Genomic DNA, 22,411 nt, shown 5'->3' with positions numbered 1-22,411 from the left:
CCCCGACGATCTGGTCCGCGCCAGCCTACCGACGGCGACCGACGAACTCGGCCATCGACACCGGCGCACCGATCGGGGGCGCCGCCGTCACTGTTCGAGCGGCACGCGACGGATCAGTCCGTCCCGCGCGTCCGCGGCCTCCACCTCGTGCCGGGTGACGCCGAGGATGTACAGCACGGCGTCCAGGTAGGGATGCGACAGCGCGGTATCGGCGATCTCGCGCAGCGCCGGCTTGGCATTGAACGCCACACCGAGCCCGGCCGCGTTGAGCATGTCGATGTCGTTGGCGCCGTCGCCGACCGCCACCGTCTGCTCCATCGGCACGCCCGCCTCGGCCGCGAACTTGCGCAACGCGGTCGCCTTCGCCGCGCGGTCGACGATCTCGCCGACCACCCGCCCGGTCAGTTTGCCGCCCTGGATCTCCAGGGTGTTGGCCTGCACGAAGTCCAGCTCGAGTTCGTGCGCCAGCGGCTCGATCACCTGCCGGAAACCACCCGACACCACGCCGCAGCGGAACCCGAGCCTGCGCAACGTGCGAATCGTCGTGCGCGCGCCGGGCGTCAGCTCGATCTGGTCGGCCACCTCCTCGATCACCGACTCGTCCAGACCCGCGAGCGTCGCGACCCGCTGCCGCAGCGATTCGCCGAAATCGATCTCGCCGCGCATGGCGGACTCGGTGACCTTGCGGACCTCCTCCTCCACGCCCGCGTGCGCGGCGAGCATCTCGATCACCTCACCCTGGATGAGCGTCGAGTCGACGTCGAACACGATGAGCCGCTTGGCCCGGCGGGCCAGCCCGGCCCGCTCCACCGCGATGTCCACCTGTTCGGCGACCGCGACCTCGGCCAGCGCCGTGCGCAGCCGCGAGTCGGTGTCCGCGCCCGTGTCGGTCGCGGTGACCAGCAGCTCCATCCCGGTGACCGGGTAGTCCGCGACGCCGCGGATGGTGTCGATGTTGGCGCCGAGCGCGGCCAGCTGCCGCGACACCGCGCTGAACGCGTGCGCGGTGACCGGGGCGCCGAGGATGACCACCGCGTGGGTGGACATGGGCTGACGGCCGATCGCCGCGTCGACCTCCACGTCGACGTGCACGCCGACGGTGTTCATCGCCTCTTCGAGCTCGTCCTGCAACGACTCCGGATCACCCGGGCAGGTGACCAGCACGCCCAGGGTCAGTCGCCCCCGGATGACGACCTGCTCGACGTCCAGCAGGCTCACGTGGTGCCGCGACATCGCCGCGAGCAGCACGGACGTCACACCGGGACGGTCGGGTCCGGTGACGGTGACGAGAACGGTGGTGTCGGCCAACTGATCCACTCCAGGTTAGAAGTTGCGCTTGACCTCGTTGTCACGTCGCTCCGGTACTGCACAAACGAGTGTGCACCCGCTGTCACCAGCAGGTGCACACTCGTGGTCGTAAATGAAGTTCCTACTTGGTGGCCACAGCGCCTTCGTGAACGTCCGTGGCGTGCTTGCCCGAGCCCCAGCCGACGTGCGCCTCGGCGCGCATCCGCTCGACCATGTGCGGGTAGTGCAGCTCGAACGCCGGCCGCTCGGACCGGATCCGCGGCAGCTCGTAGAAGTTGTGCCGCGGCGGCGGGCAGGTGGTGGCCCATTCGAGCGAGTTGCCGTAGCCCCACGGGTCGTCCACGGTGACGACCTCGCCGTAGCGGAAGCTCTTGAAGACGTTCCAGATGAACGGCAGCATCGAGGCGCCCAGGATGAACGCGCCGATGGTGGAGATGGTGTTCAGCGTGGTGAAGCCGTCGCTGGGCAGGTAGTCCGCGTAACGACGCGGCATGCCCTCCGCGCCCAGCCAGTGCTGCACCAGGAACGTGGTGTGGAAGCCGACGAACGTGGTCCAGAAGTGCCACTTGCCCAGGCGCTCGTCCATCATCCGCCCGGTGATCTTGGGGAACCAGAAGTAGATGCCGGCGAAGGTGGCGAACACGATGGTGCCGAAGAGCACGTAGTGGAAGTGCGCGACGACGAAGTACGAGTCGGTGACGTGGAAGTCCAGCGGCGGGCTGGCCAGGATGACACCCGAGAGACCGCCGAAGAGGAAGGTCACCAGGAAGCCGATCGACCACAGCATCGGCGTCTCGAAGGTCAGCTGCCCGCGCCACATGGTGCCGATCCAGTTGAAGAACTTCACACCCGTCGGCACGGCGATCAGGAACGTCATGAACGAGAAGTACGGCAGCAGCACGGCGCCGGTGGCGTACATGTGGTGCGCCCACACCGCGATCGACAGCGCGGCGATGCCGAGCGTCGCGTAGACCAGCGTGGTGTAGCCGAAGATCGGCTTACGCGAGAACACCGGGAAGATCTCGGACACGATGCCGAAGAACGGCAGCGCGATGATGTACACCTCGGGATGCCCGAAGAACCAGAACAGGTGCTGGTAGAGCAGCACACCACCGGTGGCCGGGTCGTAGATGTGGCCACCGAGGTGACGATCGTAGGCGAGGCCGAACAGCGCGGCGGTCAGCAGCGGGAAGGCAAGCAGGACAAGCACGCTGGTGACGGCGATGTTCCAGGTGAAGATCGGCAGCCGGAACATGGTCATGCCGGGGGCCCGCAGGCAGACCACGGTGGTCAGCATGTTGACGCCACCGAGGATGGTGCCCAGACCGGAGACGGCGAGGCCGAGGATCCAGAGGTCGGCGCCGACGCCCGGCGAGTGCAGGATGTCGGTCAGCGGGGTGTAGGCGGTCCAGCCGAAGTCGGCGGCGCCACCCGGGGTGATGAAGCCCGCGGTCGCCATCGTGCCGCCGAACAGGTACAGCCAGTAGCTGAACGCGTTCAGTCGCGGGAAGGCGACGTCGGGGGCGCCGATCTGCAACGGCAGCACGATGTTCGCGAACCCGAACACGATCGCGGTCGCGTAGAACAGCAGCATGATCGTGCCGTGCATGGTGAACAGCTGGTTGAACTGCTCGGGCGAGAGGAACTGGAGGCCCGGGCGGGCCAGCTCGGCGCGCATCATCAGCGCCATCAGTCCACCGACGAGGAAGAAGCTCATCGCGGTCACCAGGTACATGACCCCGAGCACCTTGGGGTCGGTGGTGGTGACCATCTTGTAGAGATACGAACCCTTCGGCCCGGTCCGTGCCGGATACGGCCGAGTCGCTTCCAACTGCTGGACTGGCTGGGGCTCTACCGCAGTCACTGATCCTCCTGAAGGTGCCTTTAGGTTCGCTCCGCAGGCTCCGCTGCTTGCATCCATCCCCGGGACGGAACAGACGACAGTTCGCTTGCGCTCCTGGAATCGTAAACCGTGCTGCCGCAGCAATCCGCACGGGTCCTACTCTGTGTCGTATTTCGTTGGTCCGGGCACCGCGTCGGTGCCGACGGACCGGCAGCAGCGATGAGTTTCGTTCGTGGCAGGCGTCTCTACCGGTGACCAGTGTTCCATCCCTGTCCAGGAGACCAGCATGAGTGACCAGAATCAGCCCAGGCCCGGCGATCCCTGTTGGATCGACCTCTACACCTCCGATGTCGACCGCAGCATCGCCTTCTACGGCGAACTGTTCGGCTGGACCGCTGAGCGCGCCGACGAATTCGGCGGCTACGTCACCTTCCGGCAGGACGGTCGCGCGGTCGCGGGGGCCATGGGGCACACCGAAGATGACGCCGAGGCGCCCGAGCAGTGGACCGTCTATCTGGCCAGCCCCGACATCCAGGCGACCACGGACAGGGCGGTCGCGCGGGGCGGCAGCGTGGTGGTACCGCCGATGCCGGTCGGCGAGCTGGGCAGCATGGCCGTGCTCGGCGACGCGGGCGGGGTCGGCATCGGCGTCTGGCAGGCGGGCACGTTCCGCGGCATCGAGACGAACGCCATGGTCACCGGCGGGAAATGGGGCGACAACGAGGGCGTGCCGTCCTGGTTCGAACTGCATACCCGCGCCTACGACGCCGCACTGGACTTCTACCGCGACGTGTTCGGCTGGCAGGACCCGTTCACCATCTCCGACGCCGACGAGTTCCGCTACACCACCATTCATTCGGACAGCCCGATGCTGGGCGGCGTCCTCGACGCGTCGACGTTCCTGCCCGCGGGCGTGCCGGGCGCCTGGTCGGTGTACTTCGGCGCGAACGATGTGGACAAGACGGTCGCCAAGGTGGTCGAGCTGGGCGGTTCGGTCATCCGGCCGGCCGAGGACAGCGAATTCGGCAGGCTGGCGACCGTCACCGATGTCACCGGCGCGCGGTTCAGCATCGGCGGGGACAAGGCTTGAGCCCGTGGTCCGCGCGGAACTCCCTGTCCGGCAGTGAGATTCCGCGCGGCCAGGACCGCGGGCTCGGACGCGGCGGGCAAGCAGGCGCACGACCGCACTGACCTGTCCCGCTCGGCCGCCGCGCACGCATGTACCCTCACCCGCATGCCGCTGAGCGCCTTCGTTCGCACCCGAAACCGCACAGCTTCACCCCGATCCGGCACCGCCCGCGTGGCGCGCCGGACGGTCGCCGTCGCCGCCTTGTGCGCGACCGTGGTCGCGGCGGGCTGCTCCAGCAAGCCCGACGACGCGAGCAGCATCGTGCGCACCACCACGAACATCGCCGGCGCGGGCGTCATCGGGCTCGAGCGGGACACCACCAAGGCCTGTGCCCTGCCGAGCGCGCCCGATCCGGCGAGCGGCGGTACCCGCACGGTCACGCACGCCGCCGGCGTCTCCGAGGTGCCCGCCGACCCGCAGCGCATCGTCGTGCTCACCACCTCCGCGCTGGACGCGGTGTGCGCGGTCGGCCTGTGGGAGCGGGTGGTCGGCGCGGTCACCCTCGACGGCCCGGACCCGCAGCCCGCCTACCTCGGCACCGGTGTGCTGAAGATCCCCGGCGTCGGGACCGCCGCCCAGCCGAATCCCGCGCTGATCGCCGACCTGCACCCCGATCTCATCCTCGGCGATATCCCTACCGCCACAACGAGTTACGACGCACTCCGGGCGATCGCCCCCACCGTGCTGGTCGGCGCGAACAACAGCTGGCAGGCCGAATTCACCGCGCTCGCAGCGGGATTGGGCCGCAAGACGGCCGCGGACACCGCGCTGGAGAACTACCGCACCGAGGCGACCGACATCGGCAACGCGATCTCGGCCGGTCAGACTCAAGCCTCGCTGCTGCGATTCACCGCCGATACCAACGAGGTTCAGGGCAGCAACAGCTTCGCGGGCCAGGTCGTCGGCGATGTGGGCGTGCAGCGACCGACCGCGCAGCGCGGACCGTCGTTCACGGTCGAACCGGACCAGTTCGCCACCAAGGTGGAGGGTGATCTGATCTACGTGATCCTCGCCGGTGCGGCGGGCAAGGAGCACGGCGAGAAGGTCATGCGCACCGACGATTTCAAAGATCTCGGCGCCGCGACCGACAAACGCGTCTTCGCCGTCGAGGACACCGTCTGGCACGGCAACGGCCTGGTCGCCGCCCGCGCACTGCTCACCGACCTCAACGGCACGCTCAACGGGTTCGTCACCGATTAGCTCCGCGGTACCCCCTGGGGTGAAATTTTCCCCACCCTGGGAGGTACCACCACCAGCGCTTGGGTTGCTGTCGAAGTTTCCCCTCGTAGACGAGATTTAGAGGTACGCAAGAGAACCTCTTCACCGAGACTTCGAGGGATAACCACCATGCACACGCTGACCGATACGCTCGCCGGCAACATCCGCCACCTGCCGCTCGCGCGGCCCGTCGCCGAGGTCGATCCGAACGCGGTCGTGGTTTCCACCGGCGACTGTGCCCTCACCTACGCCGAGCTGGACCGCTGGTCGAACCGGCTGGCCCGGCTGCTGCTCGGCCTCGGCGCCGGCTCGAGCACCCGGGTCGCGATCGCCATCGACGACGAGATCGAATCCGTGGTCGCCGAGCGCGCCATCGTCAAGCTCGGCGGCCTGCCGGTGCCCGCCGCCGCGGACGGCACGTTCGTGCTGGGCACCACGGTCGGCGTGACCACCAAGGCGCGGCGCGGCGCGCTCACCGACACCATCTCCTGGCTGGTGCTCGACGATCGCTCGACCCTGCAGCGCTACCTGGCCGGTTCCGACGCACCGCTCACCGCCGCCGATCAGCTGCCCATGTCCGCCTGACCCCTGGGCGCTCCCGACCAGGTTCGGGCGCGCCCAGCGGCATGTTTGCCACACATGTCCGCAATCGGCATCGGTGCACACGTCATCGGTTCAGAATGAATCCTGTCGCGAGCTGTGCGGCGGGGTACTACCACTACCGCAGTGGCTAGGCGGCGGTCACTCCGCGGCAGCTGCGGGCGGTAAGAACGTAGGACTATTCATGCAACAGCCTCTCCCCTCGCCCCTCGAGACCGGCGGAGCTCTGCCCGAAGGCGCCTTCGCGCTGTCGGCAGCCCAGCGCGGCATCTGGTTCGCCCAGCACATCGCCGGCGACACCCCGATCTCCATCGCCCAGTACGTCGAGCTGACCGGTCCGATCGACCTCGATCTGCTCGCCGACGCGGCCCGGCAGGCGGGGCGCGAGTTCGGCACCGGATACCTGCGGCTGATCGAGGTCGACGGCCAGCCGTACCAGTTCGTCGACACCACCCTGGACGACAGCCTGCTCACCCTGGACCTGCGCGGCGAACGCGACCCGGAGGCCGCCGCGCGCGCGTGGATGCGCGCGGAGTACGACGCGCCGCTGGACCTGACCAGGGACCGGCTGGTGCGCGTCGCGATGCTGCGCCTCGCCGACGACCGCTGGTACTGGTATTCCCGGATCCACCACATCGTGCTCGACGGCATGGGCGCGCTGACCGTGGTGCAGCGCACCGGCGAGCTGTACAACGCGGCGATCGAGGGCAAGCAGCCGCCCGCCGCGAAGGCCGAGGATCTGCGCAAGATCGTCGAGGCGGATCTGGCGTATCGCAATTCGGACCGGTTCGGGGCCGACCGGGAGCACTGGCTCGAACATCTCGACGGGATGGCGGATCCGGTCAGTCTGGCCGGTCGTACGGCCGAGGTGGACGCGCATCCGAGCCGGGTCGCGGGCGCGTTGCCGCCGGAGACCACGCAGTTGCTCGATTCGGTCGCGAAGGCGGCGTCCTCGGGCGTCGCGCCGACCGTGGTCGCGGCGTTCGGCGCGTATCTCGCCGCGATGACCGGCGCGCCGGAAGTCGTTCTGAGTCTTCCTGTTTCGGCACGGACGACGGCGATACTGCGGCGTTCCGGCGGGATGATCGCCAATGTTGTTCCGCTGCGGCTGCGGTTGACGCCGAAAACCACGGTCGGCGAGGTGATCCAGGCGGCGCAGGGCGAGCTGACCGGGGCGTTGCGGCGGCAGCGGTACCGCCAGGAGGACATCTTCCGTGATCTCGGCTGGCCGATGGACGAGGCGGCGTCGTTCGGTCCGTCGGTGAACCTGATGATGGTGGACACCAGGATCCAGCTCGGTGCGGTGACCGGGCGGCTGCATGTGCTCACCTCCGGACTGATCGATGACCTGTTCGTCAACGTGTATCCCGGCGTGGGCGGCGAGAGCACCCACATCGACTTCCAGGGCAACGGAAACCTGTACAGCGACGCCGAATTGGCGGCGCAGCACGCTCGGTTCCTGTCGTTCCTGCACGCGTTCCTCGCCGCCGGGACGGAGGCGGCGCTGTCGACGGTTCCGGTGGTGTCCCCCGATGAGCGGGCCGAATTGGCGCCGGCCCGTGGCCCCGCGGGTGTCACACCGCGCACCTTGCCCGAAATCCTCTCGGCCGGCGCGGCACTCGATCCCGACGCGGTGGCGATCCGGGCGGGAGCGGACACGTTCACCTACCGGCAGGTCGACGAACACGCGAATCGTCTGGCCCGGGTGCTCATCGCGGCCGGTGCGGGACCTGAACGGACCGTAGCCATTTCGATTCCGCGCTCGGCCGAGTCGGTGCTCGCGATGATCGCGGTGGCCAAGACCGGTGCGGCGTTCGTGCCGATCGATCCGACCTATCCCGCCGACCGGATCGAGCACATGGTCGGCGACAGCGGCGTGGTCGCGGGGGTGACCGTCGCGGCGGCACGGAAGTCGCTGCCGGACCGGGTGAACTGGCTGATCCTCGACGACGAGACGACCGCGCGCAGGGTGCGCGAGCAGGACGCGTCGGCGGTCGCCGTTGCTTCGGCGCACCTCGATCAGGTGGCGTACATCATCTACACCTCGGGCTCGACCGGGTTGCCGAAAGGCGTGCTGGTTTCGCATCGCGGGCTGGCGAACCTGGCCACCGGCTCGGCGGCCGGATTCGGAATCAGCGCGGATTCCGTTGTGGCGCACGCGGTATCGCCGAGCTTCGACATCTCCGTCGAGGAGATCCTGGTGACCCTGGCCAGCGGCGCCACGCTCGCCGTCGTGCCGCCCTCGGCCTACGCGGGCGAGGAGATGGCGCAGGTGCTGCGCGCCCATCGCGTCACCCACCTCAATGTCACGCCTACGGTGGTGAGTTCGCTCGACCCGGCCACCCTGCCGGACCTGCGCACGGTGATCGTCGGCGGCGACGCGTGTCCGCCCGAGCTGGTGGCCAAGTGGTCCGGGCGCACGCTGTTGAACGGGTACGGGCCCACCGAAACCACGGTGACCGTGACGTTGAGTCAGGCGCTCGCGCCCGCCGCGCCGGTGACCATCGGCAGTCTTGTCCGCGGCGTCTGCGCGGTCGTGCTCGACCCGTGGTTGCGGCCGGTGCCGCCCGGCACGATCGGCGAGCTGTATCTGGCGGGCGCCGGGCTGGCCCGGGGCTACCACCGGCGCAACGGGCTCACCGCGGGCCGTTTCGTCGCCAATCCGTACGAGGCCGGTGCGCGGATGTATCGCACCGGCGACCTGGTGCGCTGGCGCACGCGCGGTGACCGGCTCGAGCTGGAGTACCAGGGGCGCAGCGACTTCCAGGTGAAGGTTCGCGGGTTCCGGATCGAGCTGGGCGAGATCGATGCCGCGCTGCAACGGCAGCCGGAGATCGACTTCGCGATCACCCTCGGCGCTGAGACCGCCGCCGGGGCAACCGCATTGGTGTCTTACGTACTGCCCAAGCCCGGAGTCGAGGTGCACCCCGAGGCGCTGAAGGCCGCTGCCGGCGAGACCCTTCCGGCGTACATGGTGCCTTCCGTCGTGATGGTGCTCGACCACATCCCGCTCACTCCGCTGGGCAAGGTGGACCGTAAAGCCTTGCCCGCACCGGATTTCGGCGCGCGGACGATCGTCAGCCGGGCGCCGTCCACTCCGCGCGAGGAGGCCCTGGCGGCGCTGTTCGCCGAGGTGCTCGGGCTGGACGCGGTCGGGGTCGACGAGAGCTTCTTCGCGCTCGGCGGGGACAGCATCGTGTCCATCCAACTGGTGTCGCGGGCCAAGGCCGCCGGCATAGGGCTCAGCGCGCGGGATGTGTTCGAGCGCAAGACCGTTGCCGCGCTGGCCGCCGTCGCCACCGAGGTACGGGCACAGGTGGTGCACGAGTTGCCCGGTGGCGGCGTCGGCGCGGTCGAGCTCACGCCGATCGTGCACGCCATGCTCGAGCAGGGTGACAGCTGGCAGCGGTTCAGCCAGGCGGTGCTGGTCGGACTGCCCGCCGGCTTCGGCCGGGGGCAGCTCGTCGCGGCGGTGCAGGCCTTGCTCGACCATCATGACCTGCTGCGCTCGACGCTGCGGCCGGGTGCCGACGGCTGGGAATGGACGGTGGCCGAGCGGGGCGCCGTAGACGCCGAAGCGCTGGTGGAAGACGTCGCGGCGGGTACGGACCGCGAGCAGACGCGGGAGCACGCGTTGCAGCGCGCCGCAGACCTGCTCGATCCGGCGGCCGGGGTGGTCGCGCGGTTCGTGCTCATCGAGGAGGCCGAGCCCGTCCTGTGGCTGGTGCTGCATCATCTGGTGACCGACGGCGTCTCCTGGCGCATCCTGCTGCCGGATCTGGCCACCGCCGCCATGGGTGGCACGCTCGCGCCGGTCGGGACGTCGTTCCGGCGGTGGGCGCACGGCCAGGCCGAGCAGGCGCGCCTGCGCACTACCGAATTGCCGCTCTGGCAAAGCATTCTGGCGACACCCGATCCGGCGCTCGGTACCGAACTCCCCGATCCGGCCGTCGATGTCGTCGCGACCATGGCGAACCACCGGACCGTCATCGATCCGGCGATCGCGGAGACCGTGCTCGGCACCGCGCCCGATCGATTCCATTGCGGCGCGGACGATGTGCTGCTCGCCGCGCTCGCGCTGGCGGTCGGGCGATGGCGCGGACGGACCGCGACGCTGCTCACCCTCGAGGGTCACGGCCGGGCGGAGGAAATCCTGCCCGGCGCCGACGTCGCGCGCACGGTGGGCTGGTTCACCAGCGTCTATCCGGTCGCGGTCGACCTGGCCGGCATCGATCTCGGCGACGCGTTCGCCGGCGGCTCCGCGGCGGGCGCCGCCATCAAGACCACGAAGGAACAACTGCGGAAAGTGCCGGACAAGGGCATCGGCTTCGGCATGCTGCGCTACCTCGACGCCGAATCCGCCGCGGCACTGGCCGACAGCCCGATCCCCCAGATCAGCTTCAACTACCTGGGCCGCGCGAACACCGGCGCGGAGACCGGACCCTGGCTGCCGCAACGCTTCGCGGCGACGCAGGACGATCGAGCACCGCTGGCGGCGGCCGTCGACATCAACGCCGTGCGCACCGACGCGGGCCTCGAAGTCACCTGGGCCTACGCGAGCAGGGTGCTCGACGCGGACGACGTCGCGCAGCTCGCCGGACTCTGGACCGAGGCGCTGCGGGCACTCGCCGCGCACGCGGAGTCCGCGGGCTCCGGCGGTCGCACGCCGTCGGACTTCGATCTCGTTCCGGTGACTCAGCCGCAGATCGACACCTGGGAGCGCGAGTATCCGAATCTCGCCGATGTGTGGCCACTTTCACCGCTGCAATACGGCCTGCTCTTCCACGCGCTGTACGACTCCGACACGGCCGACGGCTACACCGTGCAGTCGCTGCTCACCCTGGCCGGCACCGTCGACGCGGACCGGTTGCGCACCGCCGCACAGGCGTTGGTGACCCGGCACGAGAACCTGCGGGTCGCCTTCGTCGAGACCGACGACGGCCCGCGTCAGCTGGTGCTGTCCGGGGCCGAAATCCACTGGCAGGACGTGGATCTGACCGGCATCGCCGATCCCGCGGCGCGGCAACGGGAGCTAGACCGGGTGATCGCGCTGGACGCCCGCACCCGCTTCGAGCTCACCCGGCCGCCGCTGGTGCGCTTCACCCTGATCCGCACCGCCGCCGACGCGTACCGGTTCGTCCTCACCAATCACCATCTGGTGCTGGACGGTTGGTCGACGCCGCTGCTGGTGCGCGAACTGCTCGCCCTCTACGTCACCTCGGGGGACGCGTCCGCGCTGCCGCCCGCGCACTCCTATCGCGAGTTCCTGTCCTGGCTGGACGAGCGGGACGACGCCGAATCCGTTGCCGCGTGGGCGCAATCGCTGGCCGGGATCGACACGCCGACCCGCGCCGTACCGACGCTGGCGGGCATCGAGTCGACCGAGACCGGGATGCTGTCCGTCGATCTGTCCGCCGACACCGTCGCCCGGTTGGAATCGACCGCCCGCGAAGCCGGCGCCACGGTCAACACGCTGGTGCAGGCCGCCTGGGCGATGCTGCTCGCCATGCTCACCGGGCGCACCGATGTGGTGTTCGGCGGCACGGTCTCCGGTCGGCCGCCGGAGCTGGCTGGGGTCGAAGAGATGGTCGGGCTGTTCATCAACACCCTGCCGGTACGGGTGCGGCTCGATCCGGCGGAGAAGGTGGTCGACCTGCTCGCCCGCGTGCAGGCCGAGCAGGCGCGGCTGATGGATCACCAGCACGTCGGACTGGCCGCGATCCACCAGGCGGTCGGGCTCGCCGAATTGTTCGACACCCTCACCGTTTTCGAGTCCTATCCGATCGATCGCGAGGCGCTCTCGCAGGCCCTCGACATCGCGGGCATGCGGGTGCTCGACGTCGAAGGCACCGATGCGACGCCATACCCGTTGAACCTCATGGTGATTCCGCTGCGCGGCGCCGACGGGCACGACACCCTGCGGGTCAGCGTGAAATTCATGGCCGATCAACTCGATCCCGCGGCGGCGCGACCGCTGCTGGATCGCTTCGTCCGGCTACTCACCCAGCTCGCGGACAATCCGCGCGCCCTGGTCTCGCAGGTGCAGTATTGCGACGAGACCGAACGTGCCGCGCTGCTTCCGGTTCGGGGGCCGGAGTCGCTGCCGATGCGGACCCTGCCGGAGATCCTGGCCGCCGGTGCGGCGATCGACGGCGATGCCATCGCGGTCAGCGCGGGCGAGCTCACCATGAGCTACGGCGAACTCGACGCCTGGTCGAATCGCTTCGCGCGGCTGCTGTTGAGCCGGGGTGTCGGGCGTGAGGTGTTCGTGGTGCTCGCACTGACCCGTTCGCTGGAATCGGTGGTCGCGGTGTGGGCGCTGGCCAAGTCCGGCGCCGCGTTCGCGCCGCTGGACCCCAGCTATCCGGTCGAGCGGATCGAGCACATGCTCACCGACTCCAAGGCGCCCATCGGGGTGACGGTCACCGCCACCGGCGAGACGCTGCCCGGCAGCATCGACTGGCTGCTGCTCGACGACCTCAACACCATCCGCCGGGTGATGACGGTCTCCCCCGACCCGATCACCGACGAGGAACGCGGCGGTCCGATCGATATCGACCAGACGGCGTACCTGATCTACACCTCGGGCTCGACCGGCAAGCCGAAGGCCGTGCTGCTCAGTCATCGCGGCATCGCGAATCTGGTCGCCACCCAGCGGGATTCGCTGGATCTGGATCCGACGGCCAGCGCGTTGCAGGTGGCGTCGCCGAGCTTCGACGCCTCGGTCTTCGAGTTGCTGACCGCGCACGGGTCCGGCGGCCGACTGGTCGTCTCGCCGCCAGATGTCTACGGCGGCACCGAATTGGCCCGGCTGCTGCGCACCGAACGGGTGACGCACGCGGTGATCACGCCGTCCGCGCTGGCCACCATGGAGCCGGACGATCTCGAGCACCTGCGGGTGCTCTCGGTAGCCGGTGAGGCGGCCACACCCGAGCTGATCGAGCGCTGGTCGGCCGGTCGGCGGATGGTGAATCTATACGGCCCCACCGAGTTCAGCATCTGGGCGACCGGGCCGGCCGAACTCGTCGCGGGCGAACCGATCACGATCGGCGGGCCGGTCCGCGGTGCGGCGAACATGGTGCTCGACACCTGGTTGCGCCCGGTGCCGGTCGGCGTAGCCGGTGAGCTGTACCTGGCCGGACCCGCGCTCGCCCGCGGCTACTTCAACCGGTTCGAGATGACGGCGAGCCGATTCGTCGCCGACCCGTTCGGCGCGCCCGGCGAGCGGATGTACCGGACCGGCGACATGGTGCGCTGGGTGGCGGGCAGCGCCGGCTACGAGCTGGAGTACCTGGGCCGCAGCGACTTCCAGGTCAAGATTCGCGGCCTGCGCATCGAACTCGGTGAGATCGACGCGGTGCTGTCGCGCGACGAGCAGGTCGAGTACGCGGTGACGATCGGCCGGGCCGGACCGGCCGGGGCGACCGTGCTGGTGTCCTATGTGCTGCCCGTCGAGGGGGCCGAGCTGGATACCGAACGGCTGCGCGTGCAGATCGCGGGCGAGCTGCCCGGGTACATGGTGCCGGGCTATCTCGTTGTGCTCGAATCGATTCCGCTCACTCCGGTCGGCAAGCTGGACCGCAAGGCCCTTCCGGTGCCGGACTTCTCCGACACCAACCGGCCCTACCTCGCGCCGCGTACCTCGGTGGAACGGGCCGTGGCCGCGGTGTTCGGTGAGGTGCTCGGCAGCGAACGGGTCAGCGTCGATCAGTCGTTCTTCGAGCTCGGCGGCAATTCGCTCAGCGCGACCAAGGTGGTCGCCCGGGTCAACTCGGCCCTCGGCTCGACCATCGCGCTGCGTGATCTGTTCGACGCGCCCACCGTCGCGCAGCTGTCCGCGCGGGTGGTTCCGGCGAGCGGCGGGCAGCCAGGCCGCCTCGCGCTCGCACCGCGGATCCGGCCGGATCGCATTCCGTTGTCGCCCGCGCAGCAGCGCATGTGGGTGATGAACCGGCTGGATCCTGGCTCACCCGCGTACAACATCGCGGTCGCGCTGCGGTTGACCGGCGCACTCGACGTCGAGGCGATGCGCCTGGCCCTGACCGACGTGGTCGAGCGGCACGAGAGCCTGCGCACCATCTACCCGGCGGACGCCGAGGGGCCGCGGCAGGTGATCATGGGCGCCGAAACGGTCGCGCCCGCACTGCCCGTGGTGGACACCGAAGACGGTGTGCCCCTCAGGGATCGGATCACCGCGTTGGCGGGCACCGGTTTCGACATCACCCACGAGCCGCCGCTGCGGGTGGGATTGTTCCGGATCGCCGCAAGTCCCGATTCCACTGATACCGACGAGGCGGGCCTACAGGTGCCGGTTCCGTCCGCGCGCACCGCCGGTTCCGGACCGGTGTCGTCCGGACCGTTCGGCGGCGTCCCTGCGGTTTCCTCCAGCTCATCGGCCGGCGTGGCCGCCGTCTCGTCCGGGCATTCCGTGAAGTCGGGGGCCGATTACCCGCCGAGCGCCGATCAGGCGGCCACCGAAGCCGGTTCGGTGCACGTCGTCGTGCTGGTGGTGCATCACATCAGCGCGGACGGGGCGTCGATGGCACCGCTGGCAGCCGACTTGGTCGCCGCGTACTCCGAGCGGTCGTCCGGGGCGGAGACGAGCAGGGTGCCGCTGGCCGTGCAGTATGCCGATTTCGCGCTGTGGCATCGCGAGGTGCTCGGCGACGAGGACGATCCGGAATCGCTGGCGGCGCGGCAGGTCCGGTTCTGGACCGACACGCTCGCCGATGCGCCGGATGTGCTGGAGTTGCCCGCCGACCGGCCGCGGCCCGCCGTGCAGTCGATGCGCAGCGCCGACGTCGAGTTCGCCGTCGATGCCGAATTGCACAGTGGCCTGGTCGAATTCGCCGCGACGCACAACGTCAGCGTGTTCATGGTCGTGCACGCGACCCTCGCGCTGCTGCTGGCCCGGCTCGGCGGTACCGACGATGTGGTCGTCGGCACGCCGGTGGCGGGACGCGGCGAGCAGGTGCTGGATGAGCTGGTCGGCATGTTCGTCAACACCCTCGCCTTGCGCACGCGGGTCGATCCGGACGCCGGATTCCTCGACTTCCTCACCGCGGTCCGTTCGGCGGATCTCGATGCGTTCGCCAACACCGACGTCGCCTTCGAACGACTCGTGCAGGCGTTGAATCCGGCCCGGTCGACGGCGCACCATCCGCTGTTCCAGGTGTCGCTGTCGCTGCAGAACTTCGTCGAGCCGGTGCTGGAGCTGCCCGGACTGCGGTTCGAGGTGGAGGACTTCGACCGGCGCGCTTCGCAATTCGACCTGACGCTGGACCTGCGCGAACGTTTCGACCAGTCGGGCCCGGCCGGGCTGGCCGGTGTGCTGACCTACGCCACGGACCTGTTCGACGCGGCCACGGTGTCCTCGTTCGCCACGCGCTGGCGGCGGGTGCTCGCCACGGTGTTGGCGGCGCCGGACGTGCGGCTCGCCGATATCGACCTCCTCGACGACGCCGAGCGTACCGCGCTGGTGCCGGTGCGCGGGCTCGAAAGTGCAGGCACGACAACGCTTCCCGACTTGCTCGCCGCGACGGTGGCGCGGTATCCGGACCATCCGGCCGTGGTGGCCAACGGCGATACGACGACCTATCGCGAGCTCGACGCGTACGCCAATCGGCTGGCCCGGCTCCTGCTCGCGGCGGGGGCAGGCCCGGAAACCGTGGTCGCGCTCGGTCTTCCGCGCTCCGCCGATCTGCTCACGGCGGTCTGGGCGGTGGCGAAGATCGGCGCGGCGTTCCTGCCGGTCGATCCGAAGCATCCGATCGAGCGGATCGAGCACATGCTCACCGATTCCGGTGCGCGGGTCGGCCTCACCACGGTCGCCTACCGATCGACGCTGCCGGACAGCACGCAGTGGCTCGTGCTGGACGACCTGCGGTTCGTGGAACGCTGGTCGGCCGCGAGCCCACGCCCGCTGCGGGACCGGGAGTTGCCGCGACCGGTCCGGCTGGACAACCCCGCCTGGCTGATCTACACCTCCGGGTCGACCGGCACGCCCAAGGGTGTCTCCGTGTCCCATCGTGGCATCGCCGACTTCGTTGCGGCGCAGGGCGATCTGCTCGAACTGGACGAGTTCTCCCGGGTGCTGCACGTCGCCTCACCGAGTTTCGACGCGTCGATCCTGGAGGCGCTGATGGCGTTCGGGTGGGGCGGCGCTTCGGTCGTCGCGCCGGCCGAGGTCTTCGGCGGAAGCGCGCTCGCCGAATTGATCGACGCGGAGCGGGTCACGCACGTGATGATCACGCCGTCCGCGCTCGCCACCATCGACCCCGCGGAGGTTTCGGGGGTGCAGGTGCTGGCGGTGGGCGGCGAGGCGGTGGGGGCCGAGCTCATCGAGCGTTGGTGCGGCACCGGAACCACCGATCAGCACGGCGCCATCGTGCGCCGCCGCGGGGCCCGGCGCCGGCGGATGGTCAATCTGTACGGCCCGACCGAGTTCACCGTCGTGGCAACGGGTTCCGCGCTGAGCCCCGAGGCACCGGTCACCCTGGGGCCGCCGATTCGCGGCGCGGCGGCGATGGTGCTCGACGGCCGGTTGCAGCCGGTCCCGGTCGGCGTCGCCGGCGAGCTGTACCTCGCGGGGCACGCCCTGGCGCGCGGCTACCACGCCAGACCGGGACTGACCGCAGGACGCTTCATCACCAATCCCCATGGCGCACCGGGTGAACGCATGTACCGCACCGGCGACCTGGTGCGGTGGGTGCACGGTACGGCGGGCGCCTTGACGCTGGAGTACTTGGGCCGCACCGATTTCCAGGTCAAAGTACGCGGTCAGCGGATCGAGCTCGGCGAGATCGACGCGGTGCTCGGCCGGGTGGACGGTGTCGATTTCGCGCTCACCCTCGGTGTCACCGGCCCGTCCGGATCGACCGCGCTGGCGGCCTATCTGGTGCGCAGGCCGGACGTCGCACTCGACATCGCGCGGATCCGGGCGCAGGCTGCCGACAGCTTGCCCGGCTACATGGTGCCGTCCGCCTTCGTCGTGCTCGACGAGATCCCGCTCACCGCGGTCGGAAAGCTCGATCGGAAAGCCTTGCCCGCACCGGAATTCGGCGCCGAAGAGACCGAGTACCGAGCCCCTCGCACGGCGACGGAGCAAGCGCTGGCGCAGATCGTCGCCGAGCTGCTCGGTCGCGACCAGGTCGGGGTCGACGATTCGTTCTTCGAACTCGGCGGCGACAGCATTCTCGCGATCCAGCTCGTGACCCGGGCCAAGCAGCGGGGCATCTCCTGCACGCCGCTGCAGGTCTTCGAGCATCGCACGGTGGCCGCGCTGGCCGCGGCGGTGGACGCCGACGGTGTGGTGGCGGCACTGCCCGAGCTGCCCGGTGGCGGGGTCGGCGAGCTGCCGCTCACGCCGCGGATGCGGTACCTGATCGAGCACGGCGGACAGCTGCGTTCGGCCCGGACGGCGGTGCTCGAGCTGCCGGTCGGCATCGAACGGGCGCAGCTCGTTGCCACGCTCGCGGCCGTCGTCGACCGGCACGACATGCTGCGCGCGCGGCTGGTCGACGGCGCACGGCTGCTGGTGCGTGAGCCGGGGTCGGTCGATGTCGGCGCCCTGGTGCGCCGCATCGAGTTCGATGCCGCCGCCGACCCGGTCGATCTGCGCGAATACGTTGTCGCGGAACTGAATTCCGAGTCGAACCGGCTGGACCCGTCGAACGGCATTGTGCTGCGGTTCCTCTGGCTGGACCCACTGGGTGACGCGGGGACGCGGACCAAGGCGGGACGGCTCATCGTGCTGCTGCCCCGCCTGCTGATCGACGACGCTTCCTGGGGCATTCTGCTGCCGGACCTGATGGCGGCCTGGGCTCAGGTCTCGGTCGGCAACACCCCGATGCTCGCCGAGACCGGCACCTCGATGCGCCGGTGGGCGCATGCGCTGGTAGACGAATCACGCACGGCCGGGCGAGTTTTCGAACTGGGACAGTGGCAGGGTGTGCTCGCCGGCGCGGATCCGCTGATCGGTGCGCGGGCGCTGGACCCGGCCATCGATCAGGCACGCGCGTTGCGCACTGTGCGGTGCGAGGTGTCGGAGGCGGTGACCGCCGCGGTACTGACCACCCTGCCCGCCCAGTTCGCGGGGAATGCCGACGACATCCTGCTCGCCGCGCTCACGCTGGCGCTGCTGCGCTGGCGCGCACGCCGATCCGGCGAGGGCGGCACGGACGTCATGATCCGGCTCGAAAGTGATGGCAGGCAGGCGATTCCCGGCGCGTCGCTGGTCCGCACGATCGGCTCGTTCGGCGCGATCTACCCGATGCGGTTCGAGCTGGCGGGCGTCGATCTCGATGCGGCCTTCGCGGGCGGTGCGGCGATGGGCGCGGCGATCCGCGCGGTGAAGCGTCGACTGCGGTCGGTGCCGGACGGCGGGATCGGGTTCGGGCTGCTGCGTTACCTCAATCCCGAGACCGCAACGGAATTGGGCACGGATCTGCCCGGGCAGGTCAGCTTCGCCCACCGAGCCCGGAGCACCGCGGGTGACGTCCCGGCCGGGCTGCACGGCCTGGGCTGGACACCGACCGACGAGTTCGGCGACCTGACTGCTGTCGACGATCCCCGAACTCCGGCCCTTTCGGCGCTCGAGGTGAACACGATGCTGGTCGACGATCGATTGCGGGCCGATTTCACCTTCCCCAAGACCCTGCTCGATCGGGGCGACGTCGCCGCGCTGGCCGGTCTGTGGGTCGATGCGCTCCGCGCGGCAGCGGATTTCGCGGACACTCCGGCGGCGGCAACGGCCGCCGCCGAGGAAGCCGCAGCGCTCGCGGCGAGCCGGCCCGCGCTGGAAGCCACCCTCGGACTGGACGTGGTGCTGCCCATCCGCTCCCACGGCACCGAGCCGGCGCTGTTCTGCGTCCACCCGTCCTCCGGAATCTCCTGGAGCTACTTGGGATTCGCGCAGACGCTGCGTCCGGGCCGGCCGATCTACGCCCTGCAGGCACCGGATCTCAGCGGCCGCGAACCGTCGTTGCGTTCGATCGAGGAGTTCGCCGAGCGGTATGTGCGCGAGATCCGCGCCATCCAGCCGGCTGGGCCGTACCACCTGCTCGGGTGGTCGTTCGGCGGGCTGATCGCACACGCGATCGCCGCGAAGTTGCAGGCGTCCGGCGACCACGTCGGCCTTGTGGCACTGCTGGATTCCGATACCGCCGACGTCGACGGTGACGAGGTCGAGCAGCTCACCGCGGGGGCGTTCGTGAACAGTTTCGGCGCGATCTTCGGGATCCACGATGTGCCGGCCGACGCCACCGCGAGCGCGGCGGCCGAGCTCATCCGCGACCGGCTCGGCGGCCTGACGGTCGTCGACGCGGACATGATCGAGCGCCTGGCCGCGTCGTACAACGCGGCGGCGCGCGCCCGAGCGGGCTACCAGCGGCCGGTATTCGACGGTGACCTGCTGTATTTCAGCGCCACCGTGGACAGCTCCGACGTGGTCGGCCCGGATGGCTGGCGGCCGTACGCGACCGGCGCCGTCGTCAACTACGACATCGAGGTCACGCACAACGAGCTGACCGCACCGCACGTGCTGCCGATCATCGCGCGCGTACTCGATGAACATTTGAAGGGACAGGCATGAATTCCGAACAGGGCGTTGTCGTCGAAGGGGTCGAGAAGTCGTTCGGCGCCGTAAAGGCTTTGCGCGGAGTCGATTTCGTCGCGGCGCCGGGTGAGATCCTCGGCATCCTCGGGCCGAACGGCGCGGGCAAGACGACCATGGTGAACGTCTTGTCGACGCTCATCGCGCCGGACCGGGGGCGGGCGCTGGTCGCCGGGCACGACGTGGTCACCGATCCGGCGGCGGTGCGCAAATCCATCATGCTGACCGGGCAGTACGCCGCGCTCGACGACATGCTCAGCGGTTACGAGAATCTCGTGATGTTCGGCCGGTTGATGGGACTGCGCAAGCGGGCGGCGCGGGCCAGGGCGGACGAGTTGATCGCCGAGTTCGATCTCGTCGCGGCGGCGGGGCGCCGGGTCGGCACCTATTCGGGTGGTATGCGGCGGCGCATCGACATCGCCTGCGGTCTGGTCGTCCGGCCGGATGTGGTGTTCCTCGACGAGCCGACCACCGGGCTGGATCCGCGCAGCAGGCAAGGGGTTTGGGATCTGGTGCGTAGCTTCAAGAAGGCGGGCATCACCACCCTGCTCACCACCCAGTATCTGGAAGAGGCGGACGCGCTGAGCGATCGGATCATCGTGATCGATCACGGGGTGGTGATCGCGCAGGGCACCGCGGACGAACTCAAGTCGCGCACCGGCGGCAGCTATTGCGAAGTGGTGCCGCTGGATCTGAAGGATTTGGACGTCATCGCCGCCGCGCTCGGATCGCTGCTGCCGGAAGACAATCGCGCCGCGCTGACCCCGGACTCCGACCGCATCACCATCCCGGCGCCAGATGGGGCGAAGACCCTGGCCGAGGCGTTGCGGCGGCTGGACGGGGCGGCCGTCGAGCTGGTCGACATCGCGTTGCGGCGGCCGTCGCTCGACGATGTGTTCCTCCAGCTGACCGGGCATCTCGCCACCGCCGACGGCGCCGAGGCGAAAGCCGTTGACGTGGAGGTGGTTTCATGACCACGGGCGCCTGGCTGGCCGACGTCCGGGCCACACCGGACCAGGCGCGGCAGTGGTGGGTGCTCACCGCGCGGCTGATCGTTCCCTCGATCAAGACCGGTGAGGTACTGACCTCGCTGCTGGCTCCGGCGACGTTCACGGCGGGTTTCTACATTCCGCTGAAGACGGTGATGACGTTCGCGGGCACCGGGTTCAGCAGCTACGCGCAGTTCATGATGCCGCTCGTGGTATTGCAGGCGGCCGCGTTCACCGCCATCTCGGCGGCGTTCCGGGCGGCCACCGACTCGGTGGCGGGGCTCAATCGGCGGTTCGGATCGATGCCGGTCGGCCGGCTCGTGCCCGCGTCGGCGCGCATGTCCGGCAATGTCTTCCGGCTGGCGCTGTCGCTGTGTTCGGCCATTGCCTGTGGCTATGCCATCGGGTTCCGGTTCTATCTGGATACCGCCCACACCGTTGGGTTCCTGCTGTTGTCGATGTTCATCGGGACGGCGTTGACGCTCGGCGCGGACGTGATCGGCACGGTGTCGCGGAGTCCGGAGGCGGTCACCCAGGCGCTCGTGTTGCCACCCTTGATCTTCGGCATGCTGTCCGCGGGTCTGGCTCCGGCACATCAGTTCCCGGCGTGGGTGCAGCCGTTCGTGCGCAATCAGCCGGTGTCGCAGTTCGTGCTGGCGCTGCGTGCGCTGGCGGGCGACCCGCTCGGCAACGCGGGGGAGGCGACCTGGTCGCTGATGGGGCCGTCGCTGGCCTGGGCCGCCGCCATCCTCGTCGTGTGTGTGCCGTTGACCATCCGTCTGAGTTCGGGGAGGGCGTAATGGCACTGCTGGCCGATCGCACCGACGCTGTTCGTACCGTCTCCGAGGTGTCGCCCGCATCGCTGGTGCGGCACACGCTGATCCAGACGCAGCGTCTGCTGCTGCGCTGGGTGCGCAACCCGATCACCCTGCTGGAAGCCCTGATCATCCCGTGCCTGCTGCTGATCATGCTGGAAACGGTTGTCGGCGGCCAGATTCGGAAGTTCACCGGGGAGAGCGCGCTCTACGGTTCGGTCCCGATGGTCACCATCACCGGTGCGGTCTCCGGCGCCATCTCCTGCGGGGTCCTGCTCGGCCGCGAACGGGAGGCCGGTCTGCTCGCCCGCTTCTGGGTGCTGCCCGTGCACCGCGCCTCCGGCCTCGCCTCCCGCATCCTCGCCGAGGGCTGCCGCATCTTCGCCGGCACCCTGGCCATCATCCTGGTCGGCCACCTGCTCGGCTTCCGCTTCCACCAGGGTCTGCTCGCCACCCTCCTATTCCTGTGCATCCCGGTGCTTTTCGGCCTGGCCTTCGCCACCGTGGTCACCGCGGTAGCCGTCTTCACCGCCAAAGCCGCCCTGGTAGAAGGCATCACCATCCTCACCTCCCTGATGATGTTCTTCAGCACCGGCTTCGTCCCCCTGGCCGCCTACCCCCGATGGATCCAGCCCGTGGTCCGCAACCAACCCATGTCGGTAGCCGTAGACGCCATGAAAGCCCTGGCCCTGGAAGGCCCCCTCGCCCGCCCCCTGACCCTCACCCTCACCTGGTCCCTCGGCGCCATAATCCTCTTCGCCATCCCCGCCACCCTCGGCTACCGCCGCGCCAGCAGGAGATAGCCACACCGGCCCTGCCTTACTCGGTCCCCTTGGGATGACTCAAACCCGCGAGCACCACCCATACGATGCGCGCGTCAGGGTCTGGGCAGTACCA

General features: G+C 69.5%; 9 protein-coding genes. 7 read left to right on the top strand and 2 right to left on the bottom strand.

Annotated elements, in window-relative coordinates; genetic code table 11:
* Window positions 1–87: 87 nt before the first annotated feature.
* Complete coding sequence (gene serB, locus ACFYO1_RS04795; protein WP_387227220.1) at window positions 88–1,308, bottom strand: phosphoserine phosphatase SerB; 1,221 nt, start codon at window positions 1,306–1,308, stop codon at window positions 88–90.
* Window positions 1,309–1,429: 121 nt separating this feature from the next.
* A complete protein-coding gene (gene ctaD / locus ACFYO1_RS04790; protein ID WP_150405386.1) occupies window positions 1,430–3,172 on the bottom strand; it encodes a cytochrome c oxidase subunit I in 1,743 nt (580 codons plus the stop codon).
* 265 nt (window positions 3,173–3,437) lie between these two features.
* Here ctaD and ACFYO1_RS04785 point away from each other — a divergent pair, with 265 nt between their 5' ends.
* The 7 genes from ACFYO1_RS04785 to ACFYO1_RS04755 all read left to right on the top strand — a co-directional run bounded on the left by ACFYO1_RS04785 (window position 3,438) and on the right by ACFYO1_RS04755 (window position 22,317).
* A complete protein-coding gene (locus tag ACFYO1_RS04785) occupies window positions 3,438–4,241 on the top strand; it encodes a VOC family protein (RefSeq protein ID WP_387227218.1) in 804 nt (267 codons plus the stop codon).
* Window positions 4,242–4,385: 144 nt separating this feature from the next.
* Window positions 4,386–5,480 carry an ABC transporter substrate-binding protein gene (locus tag ACFYO1_RS04780; protein ID WP_387231679.1) on the top strand — a complete coding sequence of 365 codons (1,095 nt, stop codon included), beginning with the start codon at window positions 4,386–4,388 and terminating at the stop codon, window positions 5,478–5,480.
* Between the two features lie 147 nt (window positions 5,481–5,627).
* On the top strand, window positions 5,628–6,083 hold the full coding sequence (locus ACFYO1_RS04775; RefSeq protein ID WP_387227216.1) for an AMP-binding protein: 456 nt from the start codon (window positions 5,628–5,630) through the stop codon (window positions 6,081–6,083).
* Window positions 6,084–6,282: 199 nt separating this feature from the next.
* The gene (locus tag ACFYO1_RS04770) at window positions 6,283–19,689 is read left to right on the top strand and encodes an amino acid adenylation domain-containing protein (RefSeq protein WP_387227215.1); all 13,407 of its coding nucleotides are present in this window, start codon (window positions 6,283–6,285) and stop codon (window positions 19,687–19,689) included.
* Window positions 19,686–20,684 (top strand): ATP-binding cassette domain-containing protein, encoded by a 999-nt coding sequence (locus tag ACFYO1_RS04765; protein WP_387227213.1) that lies wholly within the window; start codon window positions 19,686–19,688, stop codon window positions 20,682–20,684. Before ACFYO1_RS04770 ends, ACFYO1_RS04765 begins: the two co-directional genes overlap by 4 nt.
* Window positions 20,681–21,499, top strand: a complete 819-nt coding sequence (locus ACFYO1_RS04760; protein ID WP_387227212.1) for an antibiotic transporter — start codon at window positions 20,681–20,683, stop codon at window positions 21,497–21,499. Before ACFYO1_RS04765 ends, ACFYO1_RS04760 begins: the two co-directional genes overlap by 4 nt.
* On the top strand, window positions 21,499–22,317 hold the full coding sequence (locus ACFYO1_RS04755; protein ID WP_387227210.1) for an ABC transporter permease: 819 nt from the start codon (window positions 21,499–21,501) through the stop codon (window positions 22,315–22,317). Before ACFYO1_RS04760 ends, ACFYO1_RS04755 begins: the two co-directional genes overlap by 1 nt.
* Window positions 22,318–22,411 lie beyond the last annotated feature (94 nt).

It is taken from the genome of Nocardia sp. NPDC006044, from assembly GCF_042871115.1.
In the GTDB taxonomy this organism is placed as follows: domain Bacteria; phylum Actinomycetota; class Actinomycetes; order Mycobacteriales; family Mycobacteriaceae; genus Nocardia.
This window is presented reverse-complemented; position numbering and strand designations above follow the sequence as displayed.